This window comes from Chitinophagaceae bacterium (assembly GCA_016713085.1).
GTDB lineage: Bacteria > Bacteroidota > Bacteroidia > Chitinophagales > Chitinophagaceae > Lacibacter.
Genome location: JADJPV010000002.1, coordinates 1,011,780 through 1,033,244, shown reverse-complemented (window position 1 = coordinate 1,033,244; position 21,465 = coordinate 1,011,780). Strand labels below are relative to the sequence as shown.

The following is a 21,465-nucleotide window of genomic DNA, read 5'->3' as shown; positions in this document are numbered from 1 at the left end:
AACAAAGAAACATCAACCGGAATTCACAAGTTCTTCATGCAATTGCTGATGGGTATCAGTTCTTATTTTGGATTACTTGCAAGCAACAGGTTTGAAAGTTTGTACAATAATCTTGCACCAACATTCTCGTCCCATTCTTTACTGCTGATTCCCACTTCAACCAAATCAAAACCGATAAACCTGCGTCCGGTTTTAAGAATTTTCCGCAGAATATAAAAAGCCTGTTCGCTTTCCAGGCCACCCATTACAGGTGTGCCGGTATTGGGGCAAAGTTTTGGATCCAGTCCATCAACATCAAAACTGATAAATACGAGCTGGGGCAAATGCTCTACTATCTCATCAGCAATTGTCTGCCAGTTTTCTCCTTCGTATTGACGGTTTTTTAAATCCCTGTCAAAAAAAGAAATGATTCTTGATTCACTGTCAGCAACGATTTGCAATTCATTATCACCATAATCCCTGATACCCACCTGCACCAGCTTTTTCAACTGAGGTATTTCAGTCAAGGCATTGTACATGATGGAAGCATGTGAATATTTAAATCCTTCGTAAGACTGCCGAAGATCAAGGTGGGCATCAAACTGAAGAATGCCAAAGTCGCCATATTTTTCTGCAATAGCTTTATAATAACCAAGAGGAGTGCTGTGATCGCCACCAAGAAGCCCAACAAGCTTTCCTTTTCCAAGCAGCTCTTTCGTTTGTTCATACACCCAGTTATTCATGAAAAGACCTCCTTCATTAACTTCTTTCAGCGTTTTGCACATGAACTTATTGTCGTTCACATTTTCATCCTGAGCTATATAATTAATGTAGAGTTCAGCTTCCTTACGGAGATAGTCGCTTTTCAGCAACATTTTCCGATCCGTGTCCCGCATATAAATTCCTCTGCGCCAGGCATTGTTTGTATCATTATCATACAGCTCAACCTGCAAACTTGCTTTAAAAATATGTTCAGGGGCACGGGCAGTACCGGCTTTGTAGCTTACGGTTACTTCCCAGGGAACTGGAAGTATAATTAAGTCAGCATCCTCTTCAGAAAACGGAAGACCGAAAATGTTGTTGTTAGGGTTAGCGGCATCATTATGGTCGAACAGGGATAGATCAATCATGTTTTTTCATTTACAGAAAACTTTGCAAAGGTAATAGACAGTTGAACATGATTAATCGGTTGCATGGGAAGTTTTGCACAGAAATAGCCTGAAAGTGGCTAAATGACTGAAGATTGCCATTTGGGTAACCCGTATAAGAGGTCTGTAACCGGCCTACCTGAAGTCAACAATTTCGTTTTGCCTTCTGTAATTTAGAAGAAGACACAACTTGTTTTTGAGTTAACTTTGCGCAGCATAAAAGAGAAAAAATGAAAACCTCGCATATCCTTATTTTAGTTGTTATTGCAGTGGCTATTGGTATTTTGATCAGTACCATGAGTGATTTATCAACTTATGATACAATTAATTCGGCAAAAGCCAAGCCCGGGAAGTTTTTACACCTCATTGGCAAGCTCGATACTGCAAATGGCAAAAAGATTGAATATGATGCATTGAAAAACCCCAACTATTTGAGTTTTCATATCGTTGACTCATTAGGCGGATCTACAAGAGTGGTTTACATGAAAGGAAAACCGCCAACCGATATGCAAAAAAGCGAGCGTATGGTTTTGAAAGGAAAAATGACCGATAGTGCTTTTCTGTGCGAAGATATCCTGATCAAATGCCCCAGCAAATATGTTGACGATAAAGCAAAGATCAGCGCAGTTTCAAAATAATTACCCGGTTTAATTTCAGTTTAGCCATTTTCAGCAAGGCGAAAAACGACAACTATTAAAAGCTTTATACTAACTTTTTATCTATGCCATTTATAGGAGAACAGCAATTGCCGGGTCAGATAGGAACTTTTCTGGCTATTTTATCATTCGTTTCTTCCTTATTAGCAACCATCGCTTATTTCAGGGCCACGCAATCCAAAAACCCTATTGAACAGCAGAACTGGAAAAGGATTGCACGTTCAGCTTTTCTGGCTGAGATCATTTCTGTAATCGGCATTTTTGTCAGCCTTTATCTGATTATTTCCAATCATCGTTTTGAGTACAAATATGCATGGCAGCACAGTAATTTACAACTGCCCATGCAATATATTCTTGCCTGTTTTTGGGAAGGACAGGAGGGTAGTTTTTTACTCTGGAGCTTTTGGCATTGCGTTTTGGGCGGCATTATCATTCTGCGTGAAAAAGAATGGGAAGCACCTGTAATGACTACCATTAGTTTTGCTCAGGTTGCACTGGCAACCATGGTATTAGGTATTTATTTCTTCGATTTTAAAATGGGCAGCAACCCATTTGTGCTGATGCGGGATGAAGGAATGCTGAGTCCTGAGCAGTTCCCGATTGGCTTTAATCCTGATGGAAGTTTACGGAGTGATTATCTCAGTTTTATCCGTGATGGAAATGGATTAAATCCTTTGTTGCAGAACTACTGGATGACGATTCATCCGCCCGTTTTATTCCTCGGCTTTGCCAGTACCATTGTTCCCTTTGCATTTGCAATTGCCGGGCTTTGGAAAAAAGATTACGGCGGATGGATTCATGCAGCAAGACCATGGGCTTTATTTACATCGGGTATTCTTGGCTTGGGTATTATGATGGGAGCTGCTTGGGCTTATGAAAGCTTAACCTTTGGCGGTTACTGGGCTTGGGATCCTGTTGAGAACGCTTCTCTTGTTCCCTGGCTAATCGGTATTTGCGGGGTTCATACATTGATTGCATTTAAACATACAGGTCATTCACTCAGAGCAACATTCCTGTTTTTATACTTCAGTTTCTGTTTATTAATTATTCCACTTTTTTAACAAGGAGTGGAATATTAGGCGATACCAGTGTGCATGCATTTACTGACCTGGGAATGAATACTCAGTTGCTGGGATTCCTGCTGATCTTTGTTATCCCTGCCTTTGTTTTATTTGGCATCCGCTACAAACAAATTCCTACAGTTGCAAAAGAAGAAAGCATCAGCTCAAGAGAGTTTTGGCTGTTTGTTGGTTCTTTACTGTTCTTTATATCCTCCCTGTTTATCATTGGCAAAACTTCCATGCCAGTTATCAATAAACTCTTCGGTACCAAGTTTGCTCCCGGACAGGATATTGAATATTCTTATAATAAAGTGCTGATTCTTTTTGTATTTGTTATTGGCATATTAACAGCCATCGGTCAGTATCTGAAATATAAGCAAACCAGCAAGGCAGCATTTCTTAAAAGCATCTGGTTGCCTACATTTATTGCAGCCATTGCTTCATTGAGTATCACTGTATTCGGGGCAATCAATTACAATAAATACGGTATCGGTTTTCTTGCCGCTATTCACCTGGCAATTTTTGCAGCAGTGTATTCAGTTGTGGCAAATGCCATGTATATCGTTACCGGCATCAAAGGAAAAATGATTAAAGCAGGAGCATCCATAGCACATGTGGGCTTTGGTTTAAGTCTGCTTGGTATCCTTGTTTCATCTTCCAAAAAAGAAGTGCTGAGCTGGAACACAAGTGGCATCATGGTTAATTTTGGAGAACAAAGCACTGAAAAAACGGCTGAGAACTTAACCTTATTAAAAGGGGTTGCTACCGATATGGGTAAATATATGGTTACTTACCTCGGTGATTCAACAGCAGCTTTAGACCCAAAGACATACTTTAAAATACATTTTCAGTATAAGAATTCAAAAGACGGGTTTACACTTTACCCTGATGCATTTGTGAACTTCAAAGGAAATCAGCAGCTGATGGCAAACCCTGCCAGTAAACATTATATTCATAAAGATGTGTTTACGTACATTACTTCTCTTCCAAATCCTGAAAGTAATAAAGACACTGCATCGTTTAAGGAACATAAAATAAAACCGGGTGATACTGTTTTTTATAGTCAGGGTTTTATGATTCTGGAAGGTTTAGGCAGATCCAATACAAGAAAAAATATTCCTTCAAATTCAACAGACTCTGTATTTGCAGCAAACATTACGGTTTATGCCAAAGACAGCAGTAAGTATAAGGCTGAACCACTGTTGATTTTAAGTGGTGATAAAGTACAGGTAGTTGCTGATACGGTTCTTTCACAAAGCCTGGTGCTGGCCTTTACAGGTGCAGAACAGGATGGAATCAAACTGGGCGTAAAAGAAAGCAATGCTGTTCTTCAATACCTTACATTGAAGGCATATCAATTTCCAGCAATCAATGTATTATGGCTGGGTATTATTGTGATGACGATTGGTTTTCTACTAGCCTCTCTCAATCATATTCTGAAGAACAGGAAAGCAACATTGAAAGTGGTATAACATCATTCAGTTTCCGGGAAGGAGAGTGTGTTTAATATTGTGAAAACCTTCACAAGGCAGCGTTGGTTACCTTTCGTCTGTCTTTTGTATTAATCTGGTGGAATGATTAATTTACACAATCAATGAAATTCCGGAAAAGCACATATATCTTATTCGTACTCATCACAACCATCTTTACGGTGAGCCTGCAAACTGTTTACGCACAGGAACAGCCATTGCCACCACATCCAGATTCAACTTCTCCTAAACAAATCATTAAAACAGAGTACGGACCCAATGACACTGTTTTTGTAAAGGCAATGATCATTAATGGTGAGGTATTGGGTGGGAAAGAATTAGGTGAAGTATTTGTGTGGGGTGGTGATCCGAAACAGGCTGCAAAATACTGGGCAGAATGGACAAGGTTGCGTAATGCTGTTTATCTCACCTACCCCTATGCACGGTCTGCCGGTGTAGTTATGGTTGATGTAAACAAACATCTTGAATCAATCAGTGGCAGGGCAGAGCGAAAGAAATACATTAAGAGCAGGGAAAAGGAATTAAGAGCCGCTTTTACTGATAAAGTAACTGATATGTCTATTTATCAGGGTAAGGTTTTAATGAAACTGATTAACCGTCAAACCGGGAATAACTGTTTTGAAATTATCCGTGAAATGAAAAACGGTTTTACTGCAGGTTTTTATCAAACACTAATGTTTCTTGTGGGGAGCAGTTTAAAACAGGAATGGAACCCGCAGGAAGATAAATTCGACCGCCAGATAGAATCCATTGTACAGGAAATTGACCGCATGTATTCCGGAACTCCTGGCTACAGTTCATCCCCATCTGCAGCACGTTAACAGCTCATCTTTTCTTCTTACTTTCACCGCTCAATTTTAATTTATATATGATACCGATAACAGCTATCGGTACTATGTGGCCAACAATTAAACAAAATGAACACATGAAATTAGATATACTCGCTTTTGGTGTACATCCTGATGATGTTGAATTAAGCTGCAGCGGTACAATAATGGTTGAAATTGCCAATGGCAAACAGGTAGGAGTCATTGATCTTACAAGAGGTGAACTGGGAACAAGAGGTACTGCTGAAACAAGAAAGGAAGAAGCAACTGTTGCTGCAAAAATTATGGGCGTACATGTAAGAGAGAATCTTGGTATGCGTGATGGTTTTTTTACAAATGATGAAGCACATCAGTTAAAGATTATTCAAAAGATCAGACAATACCAGCCCGAGATTGTTTTATGCAATGCAATTGTTGACCGGCATCCGGATCATGGCCGTTCATCAAAACTTACAGCGGATGCCTGCTTTTTATCGGGACTGCGTAAAATTGAAACAGAACTAAATGGACAGAAACAGGAAGCATGGCGGCCAAAGTATGTTTTTCATTATATACAGGACAGGTATGCAGAGCCTGATTTTATCTTTGATATCTCATCTGTCTTCGACAGGAAAGTTGAAAGCATCAAAGCTTATGCAACCCAATTTAACAGCCCCGGTTTAGACGAACCTCAAACATATATTTCCACACCTGCTTATTTTGATACTCTGATCTCACGCCACAAAATGTTTGGAAAACGGATTGGTGTTGAATACGGGGAAGGATATATTACAGAAAAACGTATTGGCATCAGGAGTTTTGATGCAATTATCCAGGTAACAACCTGATAGCCGGTTGATGTTAAAGAAGGGTCATAATTCCTGAGATTGAGCTATTAAGAGCATTTAAGCGTTATATTTGCGGCAATTTTCAAGATCATTATGGCTACTCCAAAATTCGCCGTTAAGGCACAATCATTTCACTCTGAATTAAAAAGAAGAGTGAATGCATACTTCGAAGAAGCAGGTAAAACAACCACCGGTAATTTTTCATTATACTTTAAAGCCATTGCATTTGGTGTGGCATTGGTAGCAGTATATGTTCACCTTGTTTTCTTTACACCAGGTATTTTACTGGGAATTTTTGAAAGCATCCTGTTAGGTGGTTTAATTGCAGCTATCGGATTTAATGTAATGCACGATGGGGCTCATGGCAGTTTCAGCAAATACAAACCTGTAAACATCATGGCTGCTTTTTCATTGAATTTTTTAGGTGGAAGCAGTTTTATGTGGAATGTAAAACATAATATTATTCACCATGCCTATACGAATATTGATGGCATTGATGATGATATTGATATTCAGCCATGGATGCGGATGAGCAGTACACAAAAGAAATATGCTCTGCATAAATATCAGCACCGTTATTTCTGGTTCCTGTATGCTGTACTTTATATTCTCTGGATTTTTGTAATGGATTACCAGAAATATTTTAAACAAAAGATCGGCGATATGCCGTTAAAGACAATGCGATTGAATGATCATATCGTTTTCTGGGCATTTAAACTGATTCACCTGTTTATTTTTGTCGGCTTACCAATATATGTGGCTGGCTTTCTGCCATGGCTTCTTGGTTTTGGAGTAGCAACTGTTTTTGCAGGATTAGTGATCAGTATTGTATTTCAGCTGGCACATACAGTTGAGCATACATCATTCCCTGTTCCCAATGAAGAAGATGGCCGTTTAAGTGATGAGTGGGCTGTGCATCAGTTAAAAACAACAGCAAACTTTGCAACAAGAAATAAGCTCATCTCAACATTAGTTGGTGGTTTAAATTTCCAGATCGAGCATCACCTGTTCCCGAGAATATCACATGTGCATTATCCTGCCATCAGCAAAATCATTAAAGCAACCTGTGAGGAGTATAACGTTCCTTATATCGAATATCCAAAAATGCGTCTGGCAGTTGCATCGCATGTAGCTTTCCTGAAACAGATGGGAAGAGGTTAATTTACTTTTCAGCAATATCAATAAAAAATAATTCAGTGCCACTGCGTGGTTGAATGGAGTTGTAACACAGCTCCATTTTTTTGTCTGATGAAATGTCCTCTAAAAAAAGCGCCGGTTATGAAACCGGCGCTGATATGAAATGTAAATTACTTACTGTTTACACTGGTAATAGAAATCTTTTGTGATATTACTGTTTGCTTCCGGTACCTGTACTTTATTTGATTTGGCTTTTACTTCCTTGGCGACACGTTTAAAAATATCTTCAATCTTAATATCCTGGCACATGTATTTCAGATATTTCACCAGCTCACCTGTATAAATTCCATTGGTGCCGGGAATACCATCAGAAGCCGGAGTACCGTCGGAGGTTGCAAAGTAAATGCCTGTTTCATCAGGCCTTGATTTACTGTTCAAACTTGGAGCAGGATCAAATTCTTCTGATGAACCTTTTCCTTCCTTAAATGGTGTGCGGCATGCATCTACAATTACCAGGTTAAGCTTTGTTCCTGCTTTCGCCATTCTAGTTAATACATTCGACAACCCAAGACAACTCAATGGAACATCTTCGGGATTCTTCATGTTGGCATCTGTTGGTACCATATAGTTTTCAGAACCATTCTTAACACCATGACCTGAATAGTAAAAAACGCCCACCTCATAATCTTTTAAACGCTCGGCAAATTCACGGAGTTTATCAACCATCTTCACCCTGTCTCCATCATACAGTACAATCACATCAAACCCGCTTGATCGCAAAGCATTGGAAACTGATACCACATCATTAGAAGGATTACTAAGCTTTCCGAAATAACTGTATTTAGAATTCCCAATAATCAATGCCAGACCCTTCTTCAAACTTACCTTATCAAGAAAATCAGTGCCAAAACCAGTATTCGTGTTATTTGGTTTGGTAGTATTAGTTGGTGTTGTGGGATTGGTATTATTGGGTTTAGTAGTATTGTTTGGCTTCGTATTATTTGTTACAGGGTTATTATTCGGTTTCGTATTATTCGTAACCGGTTGAGTTTTGGGCTTTGTATTTGTATTATTTGCAGGAGGATTGTTATTTGGCCACTGTATTTGTATTACCCGCATTGTAATTACTTTTTACCCATGCATCATAACCGGGAGGAGGAGTGGTTTTATCTTCATACTTGCCCTCGTTCCAGTAACCGAGTTTTAACTCACCATCAAACTGCACCAATTCACCTTTACCATGCAGGCGCTGGTCTTTCCATTCTCCGTTATACCGTTCACCATTGGTATAATAGTAAATTCCTTTTCCATTGAATTTATTGTCTTTGAAATTACCAATGTAAAAATCGCCGATATCAAAGTAATACGACCCCTCTCCATTACGGTAACCATTTTTAAAATTTCCTACATAATAGCCGTTATTGTAAACATATTTACCGAAACCGTTTTTACAATCACCACTAAGGCAACCGGCAGAGTTGCCGTCTTTCAAAAGTGAATTTTTGGGCGTAACCAGGTTATTGTTTTCCCAGAAACCAATTTTTTTAATTCCTGTCTGCGGATCATAGTTAATACCCCAGCCATTGCGCTTACTATCTATAAATTCCCCAACATATTTTTCACCGGTAATAAAGAAGTAAGTACCATAACCGGTTAACAGATTTTGTTGAAACTGTCCAACCCAACGGGTACCATCATCCCAGTAATAAGCACCATAACCATCCCTTTTAGTGTTTTTAAAATACCCAAAATAACGGTCGTTTCCAGTGTAGTATTTCATTCCGTAACCGTTATCACAATCACCGTTCAGGCAACCCGTGGTACCTACCGGCTTACTGTAATAAGAAATCTTACCGAGGTATTTACCTTTCCCGAAAAGCCCGGTTTTCTTAGTACCGTCGGGATAGGTCTTTTCTCCTTCGCCTTCAAATTCACCTGCTTTAAATTCACCGATATACTTGGTGCCATCCTTAAATTCCATCACACCAAAACCATAAAAGACATCGGCAATACTTTCACCAAAGAATTTTTCACCCGTACTCCATTTGTAAACGCCATAGCCTTCCCGTTTGTCATCAGAGAATTCGCCTTCATAAATATCGCCGTTCGCATATTTGAATTTGCCAAAGCCCGAGCTGCAGTTTCCGGATAAACAGCTTTGTGCAGTAGAAGCGGTTGAAACAGAAAGAAATAGAATGAGGAAAAAGCCAATTGCTTTCATCTTGGGTTAATTTTGGCTAAGTTAACAAGGTTTCAACACTTATTCAATACCGTCTAAGAGGTATTAACAATTGTAAGTTTATTTCAAAACTACAGGAATCGTCCCCTTATCTTTGTCCATAAAAGTTTTTGCCCATGGAGTTTCAATTTTCTGAAGAGCAACTGATGATTCAGCAGGCTGCACGAGATTTTGCAAAAAACGAGTGCCTGCCAGGAGTTATTGAAAGAGATGAACTGCAGAAGTTTCCAAAAGAACAGATCAGCAAACTGGCCGATCTTGGTTTTATGGGAATGATGGTTGATCCAAAATATGGCGGTTCAGGGATGGATACTGTCAGTTATGTACTTGCAATGGAAGAAATCAGTAAGATTGATGCAAGTGTAAGCGTTTGCATGAGTGTAAACAATAGTTTGGTTTGTTATGGTTTGCAAGAGTACGGAACCGAGGAACAGAAAGTAAAGTATTTAACTCCACTGGCACAGGGAAAGAAAGACGGCGAATTATACATCGGTGCGTTTTTGCTGAGCGAACCTGAAGCGGGGAGTGATGCAACCTCACAGCGAACCACAGCCGAAGACAAAGGCGATCATTATCTCATCAATGGTATCAAGAACTGGATCACCAACGGATCATCTGCTTCTGTATACCTGGTGATTGCACAAACTGATGCATCAAAAGGAAGCAAAGGAATCAATGCATTTATCGTAGAAAAGAAATGGCCCGGTGTAACTGTTGGAGCCAAAGAAAATAAACTCGGCATTCGTGGAAGCGATACCCACAGCATTTCTTTCCAGGATGTAAAAGTGCCCAAAGAAAACAGGATAGGAACTGATGGTTTTGGTTTTTCCTTTGCAATGAAAACATTGGCAGGCGGTCGTATTGGTATTGCAGCCCAGGCTTTGGGTATTGCCAGCGGTGCGTATGAACTGGCATTGAACTATTCCAAACAACGCAAGGCATTTGGTAAGGAAATTATGCATCATCAGGCAATTCAGTTTAAACTGGCTGATATGGCTACCAGAATTGAAGCCTCCCGTTTACTCTGTCTGAAAGCAGCCTGCGATAAGGATGAAAAGAAAGATTATACAGTTAGCTCTTCCATGGCCAAAGTATTTTCAAGCGAAACTGCTATGTGGACAGCAACAGAAGCAGTTCAGATTCATGGCGGTTATGGTTTTGTGAAAGAATTTCATGTAGAGCGTTTAATGCGTGATGCCAAGATTACGCAGATTTATGAAGGCACCAGTGAAGTACAGCGCATTGTGATCAGCAGAAGTATATTCAAATAGAATCCGGAATAAATAACCTTTTTCTAAATGTGCAAACGATCAAATGTTTGCACATTTTTATTTAAACTCTTTAAGTATTTTGTGCGCTCTTAACCTCAACTAAAAAATTAACCGTGAGCATCATTGAAATTTCGTCGCTAAAGAAGCAGTACAACAGTAACTATGTTTTAAAAGGGATCAATCTTTCCATTGATGCCGGTCAAATTGTAGGTTATATTGGTCCTAACGGAGCCGGGAAGAGTACCACGATTAAAATCCTCACCGGTATTATTGGCGATTTTGAAGGTGATGCAACTTTAATGGGGCTTGATGTAAGAAAGAATCCCATTGAAATAAAACAGAAAATTGGTTACATACCCGAACAGGCAGCCTTGTATGACGTACTTACTCCTATCGAATACCTTCGTTTTGTTGGAAAGCTATACCAGATGGAAGACACGGTGATTGAAAAAAAATCAATGGATTTACTGCACCTGTTTGAGTTAAGCGACAAAGCAAAATCAAGAATGAATGGTTACAGTAAGGGGATGAAACAAAAAGTATTACTCATCAGCGGCTTAATACATAATCCTGAAATCATATTCTTAGATGAACCATTAAGCGGGCTAGATGCCAATGCTGTGATTTTAGTAAAAGAGATATTGGCTCAGTTGAAACAAAGCGGTAAAACCATTTTCTATTCTTCCCATATTATGGATGTGGTGGAGAAAATCAGCGACCGCATCATTATCATTGATAAAGGTGAAGTGATTGCCGATGGCAGTTTTGAAACACTGAAAGATAATGCGCATGCAGGATCACTTGAAAAAATATTCACTTCTCTTACGGGCGGATCAGAGTTACATCAGAATACAGCTGGCCAATTCATCGATATTTTAAAAAGCTAAGCATGGACAAACTGATTCTGAAATTCGTTTTATTCTGTTCCAAAATTTTAATCAGGCAGGGCGTTGATTTTGAACGGCTGAAAATAATTGCTGAAACAAAAGTGCTGATGGATCGCCGCAGGGTTTACATGAACTGGAAACAAAATCAGCAAAAGGAAAACAGCAATCCATTATTGATGACGCTGATCATCTATGCATTTTTTGGTTTGTTCATCGGCATCATGGTCTTTACATTAGATTCATTGGTACTCAACATGGTGTTTGTTCATGGCTATGTGTTGTTCATGATGGCCATGACGATGATCACTGATTTCAGCTCCGTATTACTTGACACTACCGATAACCAGATAATACTGCCTAAGCCGGTTAACAGCAAAACCTTATTTGTCGCAAGACTGGTTCACATTTTAGTATACCTGCTTCAGTTTACCATTGCCTTAGCTATTTTCCCCATCATTTTTATTTTCATCAAGTTTGGAATACTGACTGGCATTGCCTGTATTGGAACTATTTTGCTCACAGTTGCTTTCGCAGTGTTTATTACTTTTCTTTTATACGCTTTGATCTTACGGTTCAGCAATGAACAGAAAATAAAAGATATCGTTGGTTACTTTCAAATTTTCATGACGATCTTCTTTGCTGTAGGTTTCCAGGTAATTCCACGACTCATTAATTTAGATCAGCTTACTGCCAACTTTCAACTGCATTGGTATTCTTACTTTTTTACCACCTGTATGGATGGCTCTTACATTGGAAGCAGTCAATCAATTTAATTTTGATTCTATTCATTTAATAATGATTTTCTGTGCAGTGGTTCTGCCTGTCTTTACATTTTGGCTGATGATTAAATACCTTGCACCCTCATTTGCGGGTAAGCTGGCATCCATGAATTCAGATAGTGGCGACAAAAAAAATGTATCAGATACAACTCCTCAGTCAGCAAGTATTTCTGAAAAGCTTTCACCTGTATTCTGCAGTTCAAAAACAGAGCGGGGAAGTTTTGAAACCGTATGGAAAATAACCGGGAGAGACAAAGGTTTTAAAATGCAGTTTTATCCCAGCCTTGCTTATATCTTTATTTTCATTTTCATTTTTGTATTCAAGAGTGGAAAGAATGCTATGACTTTGTGGAATAATCTGTCCACTACAAAGATGTTCCTGTTTTTTATCTATATGCCGATGTTCAGTATTGCAGGCAGCATGGCCTTTATTACAACGAATGAAAATTTCCAGGCTTCATGGATTTACCAGTCAACACCGGTAGCAAAGCCGGGCCATTTAATCAGCGGGGGATTAAAAACAATCGTCGTAAAGTTTTTTATGATCATCTATCTCATCATGTTTGCTTTTGCACTCTTTGTATGGGGTATTTCAATCGTAGATGATTTTATACTCGGCTTTTTCAACAATATGCTGCTTTTCTTATTAATGACAAACCTCTCTGATCATTACCTGCCTTTTTCAAGGCAACTGAATACAAAGCAGCAAACCGGGAAGTTTGTACAGACATTATTGCAAATGTTGTTGATTGGAGCTCTTGTTGGCTTACATTATTTAGTAACCGGGAACAACTGGCTTCCATTAGTGATCCTTCCATTTTCTGCTGCTGGCTGTTACCTCTTGCTGAAACGAATTCAAAACTTAGACTGGCTGAAAATTTCTTTCTGATATGTCTGTAAATATTACCACATACAACGAAATAAAAACTGAACTCGATCAACATGCTGTGAGCTTAGTTGCTGTAAGTAAAACAAAACCTGTTGAAGATATTCTTGAACTGTATAACCTTGGTCAAAGGGATTTTGGCGAAAACTATGTACAGGAGTTGGTGGATAAGCAGGCATTACTTCCGAAGGATATCCGCTGGCATTTCATAGGTCACCTGCAAAGCAACAAAGTGAAATACATTGCTCCATTTGTTCATTTGATTCACGGAGTGGATAGTTTGAAACTGCTGAAAGAGATCAACAAAGAAGCAGGAAAAAACAACCGTGTAATAGATGTATTGCTGCAAGTTTATATTGCACAGGAAGAGACCAAATTTGGATTGGATGAAGAGGAATTGAAAATTTATAATAAGCAATTTGACGGATTGCAGAATTGAGAAACGTTCGAATTTATGGTTTTATGGGAATGGCATCATTCAGCGATGATTTAAAAAAGGTAAGAGGAGAGTTTCGTTATTTGAAATCATTGTTTGACTGGTATGCTGATTTGCCAATTGCCAATTGCCAATTGTCTATTCTCTCCATGGGCATGAGCAGTGATTATAAAATAGCTGTTGAAGAAGGAAGTACAATGGTACGGATCGGCAGTTTGCTGTTTGGTGCAAGAAGCTGATTACTTCTTTTTTCTGAAAACAAAGTAGAGCAGTACTAAAATTCCCACTACAAGCAGCAGCGGAATCATGTATAACTGAAACGCATTTTCTTTTACAATCCCTTTCCGCTCTGCTGCACTGATCTTATTCACCCTCACTTCATTTTTATCGTTGTATTCCATCACCCAGAAATCGCCGTTAGGTGCTACCAATCCGCTGACCGGCTTCCAGTTACCAACTGATTTATAAACGGTGATGATGAACTTACTCTTTTCAATCTTTTTAATCACACTGCCTGTTGCGACATATAGATTCTTTTTGTTATCGCTCCAGATGTTCATGATCGAATGTGCATCTGCTTTGCCGCTTGTATCTGCAATGTCTTTTATATAAAGTTCTATTGAATCTGTTTCCGGAAACCAGTAGAGATCAGCACCGTTATTAAAATACAGATCGCCTTTCTCTGTTAAATGCAACCGGCCGATAGATTGAAAAAATCTGGAGCCCATTAATGTTTTCTTACCGGTTGTATCAATCTTCCAGAAATAGGAGGGAATACTTTTTTCAATATAATACATGTTACCCGCTGCATCTCTTGTAAAACTGTTCCATTCAGGAAAACCGGAAGTGCTGTCTTTTACTTTTACGATTTCTCCATTTGCTGAGCGGCGCCAGAGATAATGCCCCCATGTATTTGTCTGTTCACCATTGAACCATAAATGTTCGCCCCACAGCTGATCATTTTTATCCATGTACAGTTCATGCGAATGCACATTAGGCACAGCAATGGATTTACTGCCATCAGGTTTGATCATCCATATTTGTGAAAGATCCGTATAAAAAGATTGCCTTTGCTGTCCATCACAATGCCAACACCGGGATCAGCCATCAGGTTGAGTGAAACCAGTGCAAAGAATACAAGAAGTATTGATGTACGCATAAGGATCTTTTTTTTGCAAAAGTAAAAGAGCTGTCCGTATAAGGAACAGCTCTTCAAAAAATATTCGCTTTTTACTTATTTCTTTGCCTTTCCGTAATCGAATATAAGATTACAGAATGCTTTTACACCAACATCCAGCATGCTGTCATCAATAACAAAATCGGGGGTATGATGTCCTGTTGGCTTTGCGCCTTTTGGCATCCCGCCTAAATTGAAAAAGAAAGCAGGAGCTTTCTCTCCAAAGAAAGAAAAATCTTCAGCACCAGTTGTCCATGTGCCTTCACTTACGTTCTCTGCACCGGCAGCTGTTTGCAGGGATGGAATCATGGAGCTGACAAGTGAAGGAGTATTATAGGTAACTAATGTTTTATTTTCAATGATCACTTCAGCAGTTGCACCATAAGCTTCGGCAATATTCATTGCAGTGCGGCGGATTTTATCATGTACATCTTTCTGCATATTTCCATCGAGTGTACGGATAGTGCCGCTGAAACTTACTTCTTCAGGAATAATATTTTCTCTTACGCCACCAATGAACTTACCAACAGTAATTACAACTGGTGCCTTGGTTAAATCTTCTGAACGGCTTACAATCGTCTGCAATCCACTGATGATTTGTGACGAAACCATGATGGGATCAATGCCGTTCCATGGTGCAGAACCATGAGCACCTTTTCCTTTTACCTTAATCGTAAACCAGTCGCTGCTGGCCATGAATGAACCGCTTTTGTATTTGATCTTTCCTATTTCTAACCCAGAAGAAATATGCAAACCAAAGATTGCATCCACTTTCGGGTTATCCATTACACCTTCTTTCACCATTAAAGGAGCACCACCTTCTTCCGTTCCGGGAGGTCCTTCTTCAGCAGGTTGAAAAATAAATTTCACTGTACCGGGAATATCTTTTTTCATGGAGGCAAGTACTTCAGCTGTTCCCATTAAAATAGCAGTATGCGTATCATGTCCGCAGGCATGCATTACCGGAACCTGCTGTCCCAGATAATCTGCAATTACATTTGATTTGTAAGGAATGTCCACCCGTTCTTTAATCGGTAATCCATCAATGTCGGCACGCAAAGCAACAACAGGGCCGGGTTTGCCGCCTTTTAATAAAGCAACAACACCGGTTTTTGCAACACCTGTCTGTACTTCAAAACCAAGACTTTTCAAATGATTGGCGATGTATTCCATCGTCTTAAATTCCCGGTTACCCAGCTCAGGGTTTTGATGCAGGTGTCTCCGCCATTCAATCACTTTTGGAAGAATGGCTTTTGCTTTCTGGTCGATGAGCTGCTGGATAGTTTGTGCAGACGCAGCATAACCCGACATCATTACTAAAAAAAGAGTGATCAGTTTTCTCATGTTATCAGTTGATAGTTATAAAAGTTCAATTTAATTCTTTTTTACAAAGAAGGGAGCTGGCAGAAAAGAAAAACCGGAACATGTCCGGCATTTCTTTTATTCTAATCTTTATCAGGTGAAACGTAAGTGTGATTTATCTTTCCCACAGAATCTTTTTACCGAATACAAGTGTATTGTCGGTAAACTTAACCCTGCTTAATTCTATTACCCAAATGGTACCACGGAAAAGTCCGGCAACAGGGAATTTAGACAGGTAAGCTTTCTTTGCTTTATCAGCATATTCACCATCAGCTGGTTTAAACGTACCGGAAAACTGGATGCCTTTGATCTTTGCTGTAATGATCTTATCAGGAAGAACAGTACCGGCAACATTATTATTTTTTAATGCATCTTCAATATGCTTTGTATCAGTATCAGATTTAAACACCAGCAGTTCTTCACCGGGAACATAAGCATAGTAGCAGGATGCACAGTAGGGAATATCTTTAACAGATGTTGCAAAATTAACCACGCTCTGTTCTTTCAGAAAAGTTGCAATGCGTTCATCCATTTTTAAAGTAAGATCATTGTTGTCCTGTGCCATCGTTGAAAGTATTAATATGTAAATATTGTTTTGTATCTCTTACAGATGAATGATTCTCATCAGTAGGTAGAATGATTCTTATAGAAGTATAAAATTAAGGCATCTGTACTTTCATCAACCATTAATTTATGGTCTCCTTACCTGTATTCACCATACACAGCTCTCAATTCATCAGCCACTTCACCAAGTGTACATTTATTCTCCACTGCTTCAATAACAGCAGGCATCAGGTTTTCGCCACTGGAAGCTCTGTCGTTCACCGCCTGCAGGCACTGATCCACTTTTGCATGATTGCGGTTTGACTTTAACCGGTTCAGCTTTTCCGTTTGTATCGTCCTGATGCTGTCATCAATCCTGAAGCCTGGGATCTTATTTTCTTCTTTTACCTGGAATTTGTTTACACCCACAATTATTTTGGAACCGTTTTCAATATTCCGCTGGTATTCGTATGCACTTCGTGCAATTTCATCCTGTATAAAACCCTGTTCAATAGCACTTACACTTCCGCCCATTACATCAATCTTTGCAATCAGTTCCCATGCTTTCTGTTCTATTTCATTGGTCAACGCCTCAACATAGTAACTACCTGCCAGTGGATCAACCGTATCTGTTGCACCACTTTCAAAGGCAACAATCTGTTGTGTACGCAAGGCAATTCTTGCTGCTTCTTCAGTTGGTAAACTCAATGCTTCATCATAACCATTTGTATGCAAAGATTGTGTTCCGCCAAGCACCGCTGCCAGTGATTGAATGGTTACCCTTGAAATATTATTGAGCGGTTGCTGAGCTGTTAATGTACTTCCTCCTGTTTGTGTATGAAAGCGGAGCATCATGGCTTTGGGATCTTTTGCCCCAAGTTCTTTCATCATTTGTGCCCACATTTTTCTTGCTGCCCTGAACTTGGCTGCTTCTTCAAATAAATTATTATGTGCGTTAAAGAAGAAGGAGAGACGTTTACCAAACACATCAATATTCAATCCTTTTTCCAAGGCTGCCTTTACATAGGCTTTACCATTCGCTAATGTAAACGCAATTTCCTGTACAGCTGTACTTCCTGCTTCACGGATATGATAACCGCTGATGGAAATTGTATTCCACTTTGGTAAGTCGGAAGCGCACCATTCAAAAATATCAGTGATGATCCGCATGCTTGGTTTGGGCGGATAGATATAAGTTCCTCTTGCTGCGTATTCTTTTAAAATATCATTCTGAATGGTTCCGGTAATTTTTTTGAGATCAGCTCCCTGCTGTTTGGCCAATGCCACATAGAAAGCGAGCAGAATAAAACCGGTTGCATTAATGGTCATGGAAGTAGACACATCTTCCAGTTTAATTCCTTTGAACAGAGTTTGAATATCTTCAATACTGTCGATGGCAACACCTACTTTTCCAACCTCACCTTCGCTTAATGCATGATCACTGTCGTAACCAATCTGTGTGGGAAGATCAAAGGCAACACTTAAACCCATTACTCCCTGACTCAGTAAATAATGATAACGTTTATTGCTTTCTTCGGCAGTAGAGAAACCGGCATACTGTCGCATCGTCCACATTTTACCACGATACATATCAGGCTGCACACCACGGGTAAAGGGAAACTCACCCGGTTGCTCCAGCGGTGGCAGAGAAGAGAGATCATCAGCAGTGTAAAGCGTTTTTACTTCAATACCTGAATCGGTGTACAGTTTCTTTTCTTCCATAAACGAAAGTTCGGTTTTACAATCTTAACTCATGAGTTGCCTGGCTTCTTTGTTGATCAGGGTTGCAACAATATTCTGAAGGGAAACATTTTCTTCCTGCGATAACAGTTCAACAACTTTTTTACTCAGATCCATTCCATTTGCATTGGGAGGCAGCATGGCATGTAACTGGTTAATGATATAAATATTCTGATCTTTTAAATTCTTAATGCCATCCCAGGCAGCGGGTGAAACATATAACTGCTGGCTCACATTGTATTCAAATTCTGTTTTGATGGTTTGCACCATGGCCGATTGCAGTTGCATAGCCGACATTTCATTTACAGGAAACTTGCCGATCAAATTGGTTAAGCCGATCCGTTCGCATAAAATCGTAAGACGTTCATAAGCCTGCAACTGTAAACGAACCATATCAGGATTCGCTGTTGCAGCAGGACGTACAGGCTGACGAAGCACCTGCTGCTGTAATTCCACCTGTTCTTCTGCCAGTTCTTTTTTGCCTTTGATGCGCAGGTAAATGGCCAGACCAATAAACAATACGGCAGCGCCGCCAAACAAATAATAATAGATTGGATCCATGGTTGTTGTGTTAGGGCAAAAATAGGTGATTGTGCCTGAAAAGGTACGGATGAAACGAAGAGGCTGAAAGAACCCTGATTGTTTGTAAATTTGCAGTATAAAGATTTGAAGCATGGAAACAATCAACGCAACCCCTGTAAGTTTTACAGAATCGGCCATCACTGAAATTAAACGGTTATATACCCAGCAGCCTCAAGGTAAATACCTGCGGGTGGGAGCAAAGGGTGGTGGCTGTTCAGGACTTACGTATGTACTCGACTTTGATACGAAAGATGTGAATGATGAGCTGTTTGAAACAGGAGGTGTTCAATGCATCATGGATAAAGGACAGGGCATGTATTTACTGGGAATGGAAATTAACTGGGACAATGGTTTAAATAACAGAGGCTTTACGTTCAGCAATCCCAACGCAAGCAAGACCTGCGGATGCGGAACAAGTTTTGCAGTGTAAATTTATGTTGAAATAATTTGAAAGCCTCTGCATGTGCGGGGGCTTTTTTGTTTTTTGCCATTAGCAATCGGCCAGTGTAGATAAACTTAATTCTTAGCTTCGTAGTACACAGCGTCCCTAGGCAGAGACTTTGCTTGGAAAAAGATGCGTACGAAGAAAGTAAAAGGCAAATCAAAAAAATTATTAGCGATATTACAAACCTAGAGTCGAGTTTAAGAAACGGCTCTTTTTTTCGCTGGCATCAATAATTGAAAACAAACAAAATGTTACGATTTTTTGATTTTTTATTTTTAAGAATTTATAAGTTTTACGACAGTTTTAATGAAAAAGGTGCTCAATCATCTGCTGCTGGCGCTGTTGGATTTTCATGGCTGCAAATATCCTAACTGCTTTAATGCTTCTCTCGTCAATTTTTAATGTTAATGTTTTTATTTCAAATAAACTATATATACTAGTCATAGCAATTTTCTTTCAGGTCATCTTTCACATAAGGTATGTTTCACAAGACACTAAAAATCTTCCCTTAATCAAGGAAAAATGGGGGAAATTAACTGAAAATCAAAAAAATTACCAAAGGTATTATGCACTTGCTTATATGATAGCAAGTGCAATGGGGTTAATAATTCTTACAATTTTATAGACGGCTATTAGTGCTGTTGTTGGCGTCCCGCCAACATGCAGTTAGTGACATACAAAAAGTTATTTGGCGGGGACCTTTAGATTTGCTTCTTTGAAATAAAAGAGAAGAAAAATACAAATAAATTTGAGAAGAAGAGAGGTGCACTAAGAGCGGGGACTGAAGTCACGTTCCATTTGGCGTAATAGACCTCCCTTCTTTTCTGTTACCTGTACCAATTAGAATTTTAGTCATGAAGGACTATTAAAGGTCTTAGTACAAGGGTAACACTTTTTATTTTCTAAAATTAAAGTTATGAAAATTACAAACATCATGGGTAGATGTATCCAAGCATACCTTGGATTGTCACCTGTTTGTTCAGCAACAGAGCCTGTCATCTGTAAGTAATGACAGTAAAGGGTTTAAGTCAATTAGCCGATGGCTGCACAAAGAACTGAAGAATACGGAAGGCTTACTGGTAGTAATGGAATACACAGGTATTTACACCTATGGTATTGAACCTATTTAGAACAGCAGCAGATAAAGTTTGAAAACGACCTGCATTGGATATAAAACGTTCTTTAGGAATGGTGAGGGCAAAAGTGATAAAGTTGATGCCCGATTTATCAGTAAGTATGGCTTGATGAGGAGAGAAGAATTGCAACCAATGACTCCATTAAGTGATGCTCAGCTTGAGTTACAGCAGATCATGAATCACCGTGACAAACTCGTAACAGACAAGGCATCTATCAATGTAAGCTACATGAGCTTGTGTCACAAATGGGGAAAAAGTAAATGAAAAAAGGTTGCCTCTATGAAGTATGTAATAGAAGTTTTGACACAAGAGGTTAAAGAAGCAGAAACTGCTATTAAAGAGGCGATGGTTTGGATCAATCATTACAAACCAACTATGAGTTAGCCAGCAGCGTAACAGGTATTGGTTTGCTAAGCGTTCACCTGCTGAAGCAACAGAAAATTTTTACACGGTTCAGTGATGTAAGGAAACTCATTTGCTATTGTAGTGTTGCACCTTTTGAACATAGTTCAGGAATAAGTATCAGAGGTAAAACAAAGAGTTAGTCACCTGGCAAAAAAAAATTAAAATCATTATTAACCATGGCGCGCTAAGTGCTAACAGCACGACCCAACTAAAAGGGACCAAAGGCAGGGAAAGCCTAAAATGAGTGTACTCAATATCATCAGGGCCAAATGATTGAAAGAGTCTACGCTGTTATTAAAAAAAAAAGTGTATGAAGTAAAATTAGCTGCATATATTATTTGGTAATATCTTAGAATACGCCAACAACAGCTAAAAAATTAGAAACATTAGTTCGGCTGTTTATTTACCAATTTTTTCAGGTTTATTTTAAAAGTCCGAAAAGATGGAGCTTC

20 protein-coding genes and 2 pseudogenes are annotated in these 21,465 nt (G+C 39.2%); 14 read left to right on the top strand and 8 right to left on the bottom strand.

Features of this window, described 5'->3' with window-relative positions:
* Nucleotides 1-62: 62 nt before the first annotated feature.
* Nucleotides 63-1,109 carry an agmatinase family protein gene (locus tag IPK31_17465; protein ID MBK8089564.1) on the bottom strand — a complete coding sequence of 349 codons (1,047 nt, stop codon included), beginning with the start codon at nt 1,107-1,109 and terminating at the stop codon, nt 63-65.
* A gap of 248 nt (nt 1,110-1,357) precedes the next feature.
* On the opposite strand from IPK31_17465, the gene IPK31_17460 reads away from it, so the two are divergent.
* The 5 genes and pseudogenes from IPK31_17460 to IPK31_17440 all read left to right on the top strand — a co-directional run bounded on the left by IPK31_17460 (nt 1,358) and on the right by IPK31_17440 (nt 7,149).
* Nucleotides 1,358-1,765 carry a cytochrome c maturation protein CcmE gene (locus tag IPK31_17460; protein MBK8089563.1) on the top strand — a complete coding sequence of 136 codons (408 nt, stop codon included), beginning with the start codon at nt 1,358-1,360 and terminating at the stop codon, nt 1,763-1,765.
* Nucleotides 1,766-1,848: 83 nt separating this feature from the next.
* Nucleotides 1,849-4,316: pseudogene (gene ccsA / locus IPK31_17455) on the top strand (cytochrome c biogenesis protein CcsA).
* A 122-nt stretch (nt 4,317-4,438) separates the two neighbouring features.
* Nucleotides 4,439-5,155, top strand: coding sequence for a DUF4294 domain-containing protein (locus IPK31_17450; GenBank protein ID MBK8089562.1), 717 nt, complete (start codon nt 4,439-4,441; stop codon nt 5,153-5,155).
* Nucleotides 5,156-5,259: 104 nt separating this feature from the next.
* Entirely contained in the window at nt 5,260-5,988 is a 729-nt protein-coding gene (gene bshB1 / locus IPK31_17445) for a bacillithiol biosynthesis deacetylase BshB1 (GenBank protein MBK8089561.1), read from the top strand.
* Nucleotides 5,989-6,081: 93 nt separating this feature from the next.
* Entirely contained in the window at nt 6,082-7,149 is a 1,068-nt protein-coding gene (locus IPK31_17440; GenBank protein MBK8089560.1) for an acyl-CoA desaturase, read from the top strand.
* 150 nt (nt 7,150-7,299) lie between these two features.
* Here the strand turns inward: IPK31_17440 and IPK31_17435 are convergent, their stop codons facing one another.
* The gene (locus IPK31_17435) at nt 7,300-8,244 is read right to left on the bottom strand and encodes a caspase family protein (GenBank protein MBK8089559.1); all 945 of its coding nucleotides are present in this window, start codon (nt 8,242-8,244) and stop codon (nt 7,300-7,302) included.
* Nucleotides 8,213-9,346, bottom strand: a complete 1,134-nt coding sequence (locus tag IPK31_17430; GenBank protein MBK8089558.1) for a hypothetical protein — start codon at nt 9,344-9,346, stop codon at nt 8,213-8,215. Before IPK31_17430 ends, IPK31_17435 begins: the two co-directional genes overlap by 32 nt.
* A gap of 134 nt (nt 9,347-9,480) precedes the next feature.
* On the opposite strand from IPK31_17430, the gene IPK31_17425 reads away from it, so the two are divergent.
* From IPK31_17425 to IPK31_17405, 5 genes and pseudogenes are all read left to right on the top strand, one after another.
* Nucleotides 9,481-10,635, top strand: coding sequence for an acyl-CoA dehydrogenase family protein (locus tag IPK31_17425; protein MBK8089557.1), 1,155 nt, complete (start codon nt 9,481-9,483; stop codon nt 10,633-10,635).
* 113 nt (nt 10,636-10,748) lie between these two features.
* Nucleotides 10,749-11,522 carry an ABC transporter ATP-binding protein gene (locus tag IPK31_17420; GenBank protein ID MBK8089556.1) on the top strand — a complete coding sequence of 258 codons (774 nt, stop codon included), beginning with the start codon at nt 10,749-10,751 and terminating at the stop codon, nt 11,520-11,522.
* A gap of 2 nt (nt 11,523-11,524) precedes the next feature.
* Nucleotides 11,525-12,295: a hypothetical protein gene (locus IPK31_17415; protein MBK8089555.1), complete on the top strand. Its 771-nt coding sequence runs from the start codon at nt 11,525-11,527 to the stop codon at nt 12,293-12,295.
* 67 nt (nt 12,296-12,362) lie between these two features.
* On the top strand, nt 12,363-13,190 hold the full coding sequence (locus IPK31_17410) for a hypothetical protein (GenBank protein ID MBK8089554.1): 828 nt from the start codon (nt 12,363-12,365) through the stop codon (nt 13,188-13,190).
* A 1-nt stretch (nt 13,191) separates the two neighbouring features.
* A pseudogene (locus IPK31_17405) lies at nt 13,192-13,862 on the top strand (YggS family pyridoxal phosphate-dependent enzyme).
* Here the strand turns inward: IPK31_17405 and IPK31_17400 are convergent.
* The 5 genes from IPK31_17400 to IPK31_17380 form a co-directional block, all read right to left on the bottom strand.
* Nucleotides 13,863-14,657, bottom strand: coding sequence for a hypothetical protein (locus IPK31_17400; protein MBK8089553.1), 795 nt, complete (start codon nt 14,655-14,657; stop codon nt 13,863-13,865).
* A 200-nt stretch (nt 14,658-14,857) separates the two neighbouring features.
* Entirely contained in the window at nt 14,858-16,144 is a 1,287-nt protein-coding gene (locus tag IPK31_17395; GenBank protein MBK8089552.1) for an amidohydrolase, read from the bottom strand.
* Between the two features lie 133 nt (nt 16,145-16,277).
* Nucleotides 16,278-16,727, bottom strand: coding sequence for a pyridoxamine 5'-phosphate oxidase family protein (locus IPK31_17390; GenBank protein MBK8089551.1), 450 nt, complete (start codon nt 16,725-16,727; stop codon nt 16,278-16,280).
* Nucleotides 16,728-16,864: 137 nt separating this feature from the next.
* Nucleotides 16,865-18,427, bottom strand: a complete 1,563-nt coding sequence (locus IPK31_17385) for a methylmalonyl-CoA mutase (GenBank protein ID MBK8089550.1) — start codon at nt 18,425-18,427, stop codon at nt 16,865-16,867.
* A gap of 24 nt (nt 18,428-18,451) precedes the next feature.
* Nucleotides 18,452-19,006 (bottom strand): hypothetical protein, encoded by a 555-nt coding sequence (locus IPK31_17380; GenBank protein MBK8089549.1) that lies wholly within the window; start codon nt 19,004-19,006, stop codon nt 18,452-18,454.
* Between the two features lie 112 nt (nt 19,007-19,118).
* Between IPK31_17380 and IPK31_17375 the strand changes: the two genes are divergently transcribed.
* From IPK31_17375 to IPK31_17360, 4 genes are all read left to right on the top strand, one after another.
* A complete protein-coding gene (locus IPK31_17375; protein ID MBK8089548.1) occupies nt 19,119-19,457 on the top strand; it encodes an iron-sulfur cluster assembly accessory protein in 339 nt (112 codons plus the stop codon).
* A 974-nt stretch (nt 19,458-20,431) separates the two neighbouring features.
* Nucleotides 20,432-20,602, top strand: a complete 171-nt coding sequence (locus IPK31_17370) for a hypothetical protein (protein ID MBK8089547.1) — start codon at nt 20,432-20,434, stop codon at nt 20,600-20,602.
* Nucleotides 20,603-20,620: 18 nt separating this feature from the next.
* Complete coding sequence (locus IPK31_17365; protein ID MBK8089546.1) at nt 20,621-20,872, top strand: transposase; 252 nt, start codon at nt 20,621-20,623, stop codon at nt 20,870-20,872.
* 86 nt (nt 20,873-20,958) lie between these two features.
* Nucleotides 20,959-21,153, top strand: a complete 195-nt coding sequence (locus IPK31_17360) for a transposase (protein MBK8089545.1) — start codon at nt 20,959-20,961, stop codon at nt 21,151-21,153.
* Nucleotides 21,154-21,465: the final 312 nt, after the last annotated feature.

Bases quoted from the DNA above. Each gene is read 5' to 3' on its own strand.
- IPK31_17450 (MBK8089562.1), top strand. From the start codon at position 4,439: ATGAAATTCCGGAAAAGCACATATATCTTATTCGTACTCATCACAACC.
- IPK31_17465 (MBK8089564.1), bottom strand. From the start codon at position 1,109: ATGATTGATCTATCCCTGTTCGACCATAATGATGCCGCTAACCCTAAC.
- IPK31_17415 (MBK8089555.1), top strand. From the start codon at position 11,525: ATGGACAAACTGATTCTGAAATTCGTTTTATTCTGTTCCAAAATTTTA.
- IPK31_17440 (MBK8089560.1), top strand. From the start codon at position 6,082: ATGGCTACTCCAAAATTCGCCGTTAAGGCACAATCATTTCACTCTGAA.
- IPK31_17380 (MBK8089549.1), bottom strand. From the start codon at position 19,006: ATGGATCCAATCTATTATTATTTGTTTGGCGGCGCTGCCGTATTGTTT.
- IPK31_17425 (MBK8089557.1), top strand. From the start codon at position 9,481: ATGGAGTTTCAATTTTCTGAAGAGCAACTGATGATTCAGCAGGCTGCA.
- IPK31_17410 (MBK8089554.1), top strand. From the start codon at position 12,363: ATGATTAAATACCTTGCACCCTCATTTGCGGGTAAGCTGGCATCCATG.
- IPK31_17385 (MBK8089550.1), bottom strand. From the start codon at position 18,427: ATGGAAGAAAAGAAACTGTACACCGATTCAGGTATTGAAGTAAAAACG.
- IPK31_17395 (MBK8089552.1), bottom strand. From the start codon at position 16,144: ATGAGAAAACTGATCACTCTTTTTTTAGTAATGATGTCGGGTTATGCT.
- IPK31_17460 (MBK8089563.1), top strand. From the start codon at position 1,358: ATGAAAACCTCGCATATCCTTATTTTAGTTGTTATTGCAGTGGCTATT.
- IPK31_17390 (MBK8089551.1), bottom strand. From the start codon at position 16,727: ATGGCACAGGACAACAATGATCTTACTTTAAAAATGGATGAACGCATT.
- IPK31_17430 (MBK8089558.1), bottom strand. From the start codon at position 9,346: ATGAAAGCAATTGGCTTTTTCCTCATTCTATTTCTTTCTGTTTCAACC.
- IPK31_17435 (MBK8089559.1), bottom strand. From the start codon at position 8,244: ATGCGGGTAATACAAATACAGTGGCCAAATAACAATCCTCCTGCAAAT.
- IPK31_17400 (MBK8089553.1), bottom strand. From the start codon at position 14,657: ATGATCAAACCTGATGGCAGTAAATCCATTGCTGTGCCTAATGTGCAT.
- IPK31_17375 (MBK8089548.1), top strand. From the start codon at position 19,119: ATGGAAACAATCAACGCAACCCCTGTAAGTTTTACAGAATCGGCCATC.
- bshB1 (MBK8089561.1), top strand. From the start codon at position 5,260: ATGAAATTAGATATACTCGCTTTTGGTGTACATCCTGATGATGTTGAA.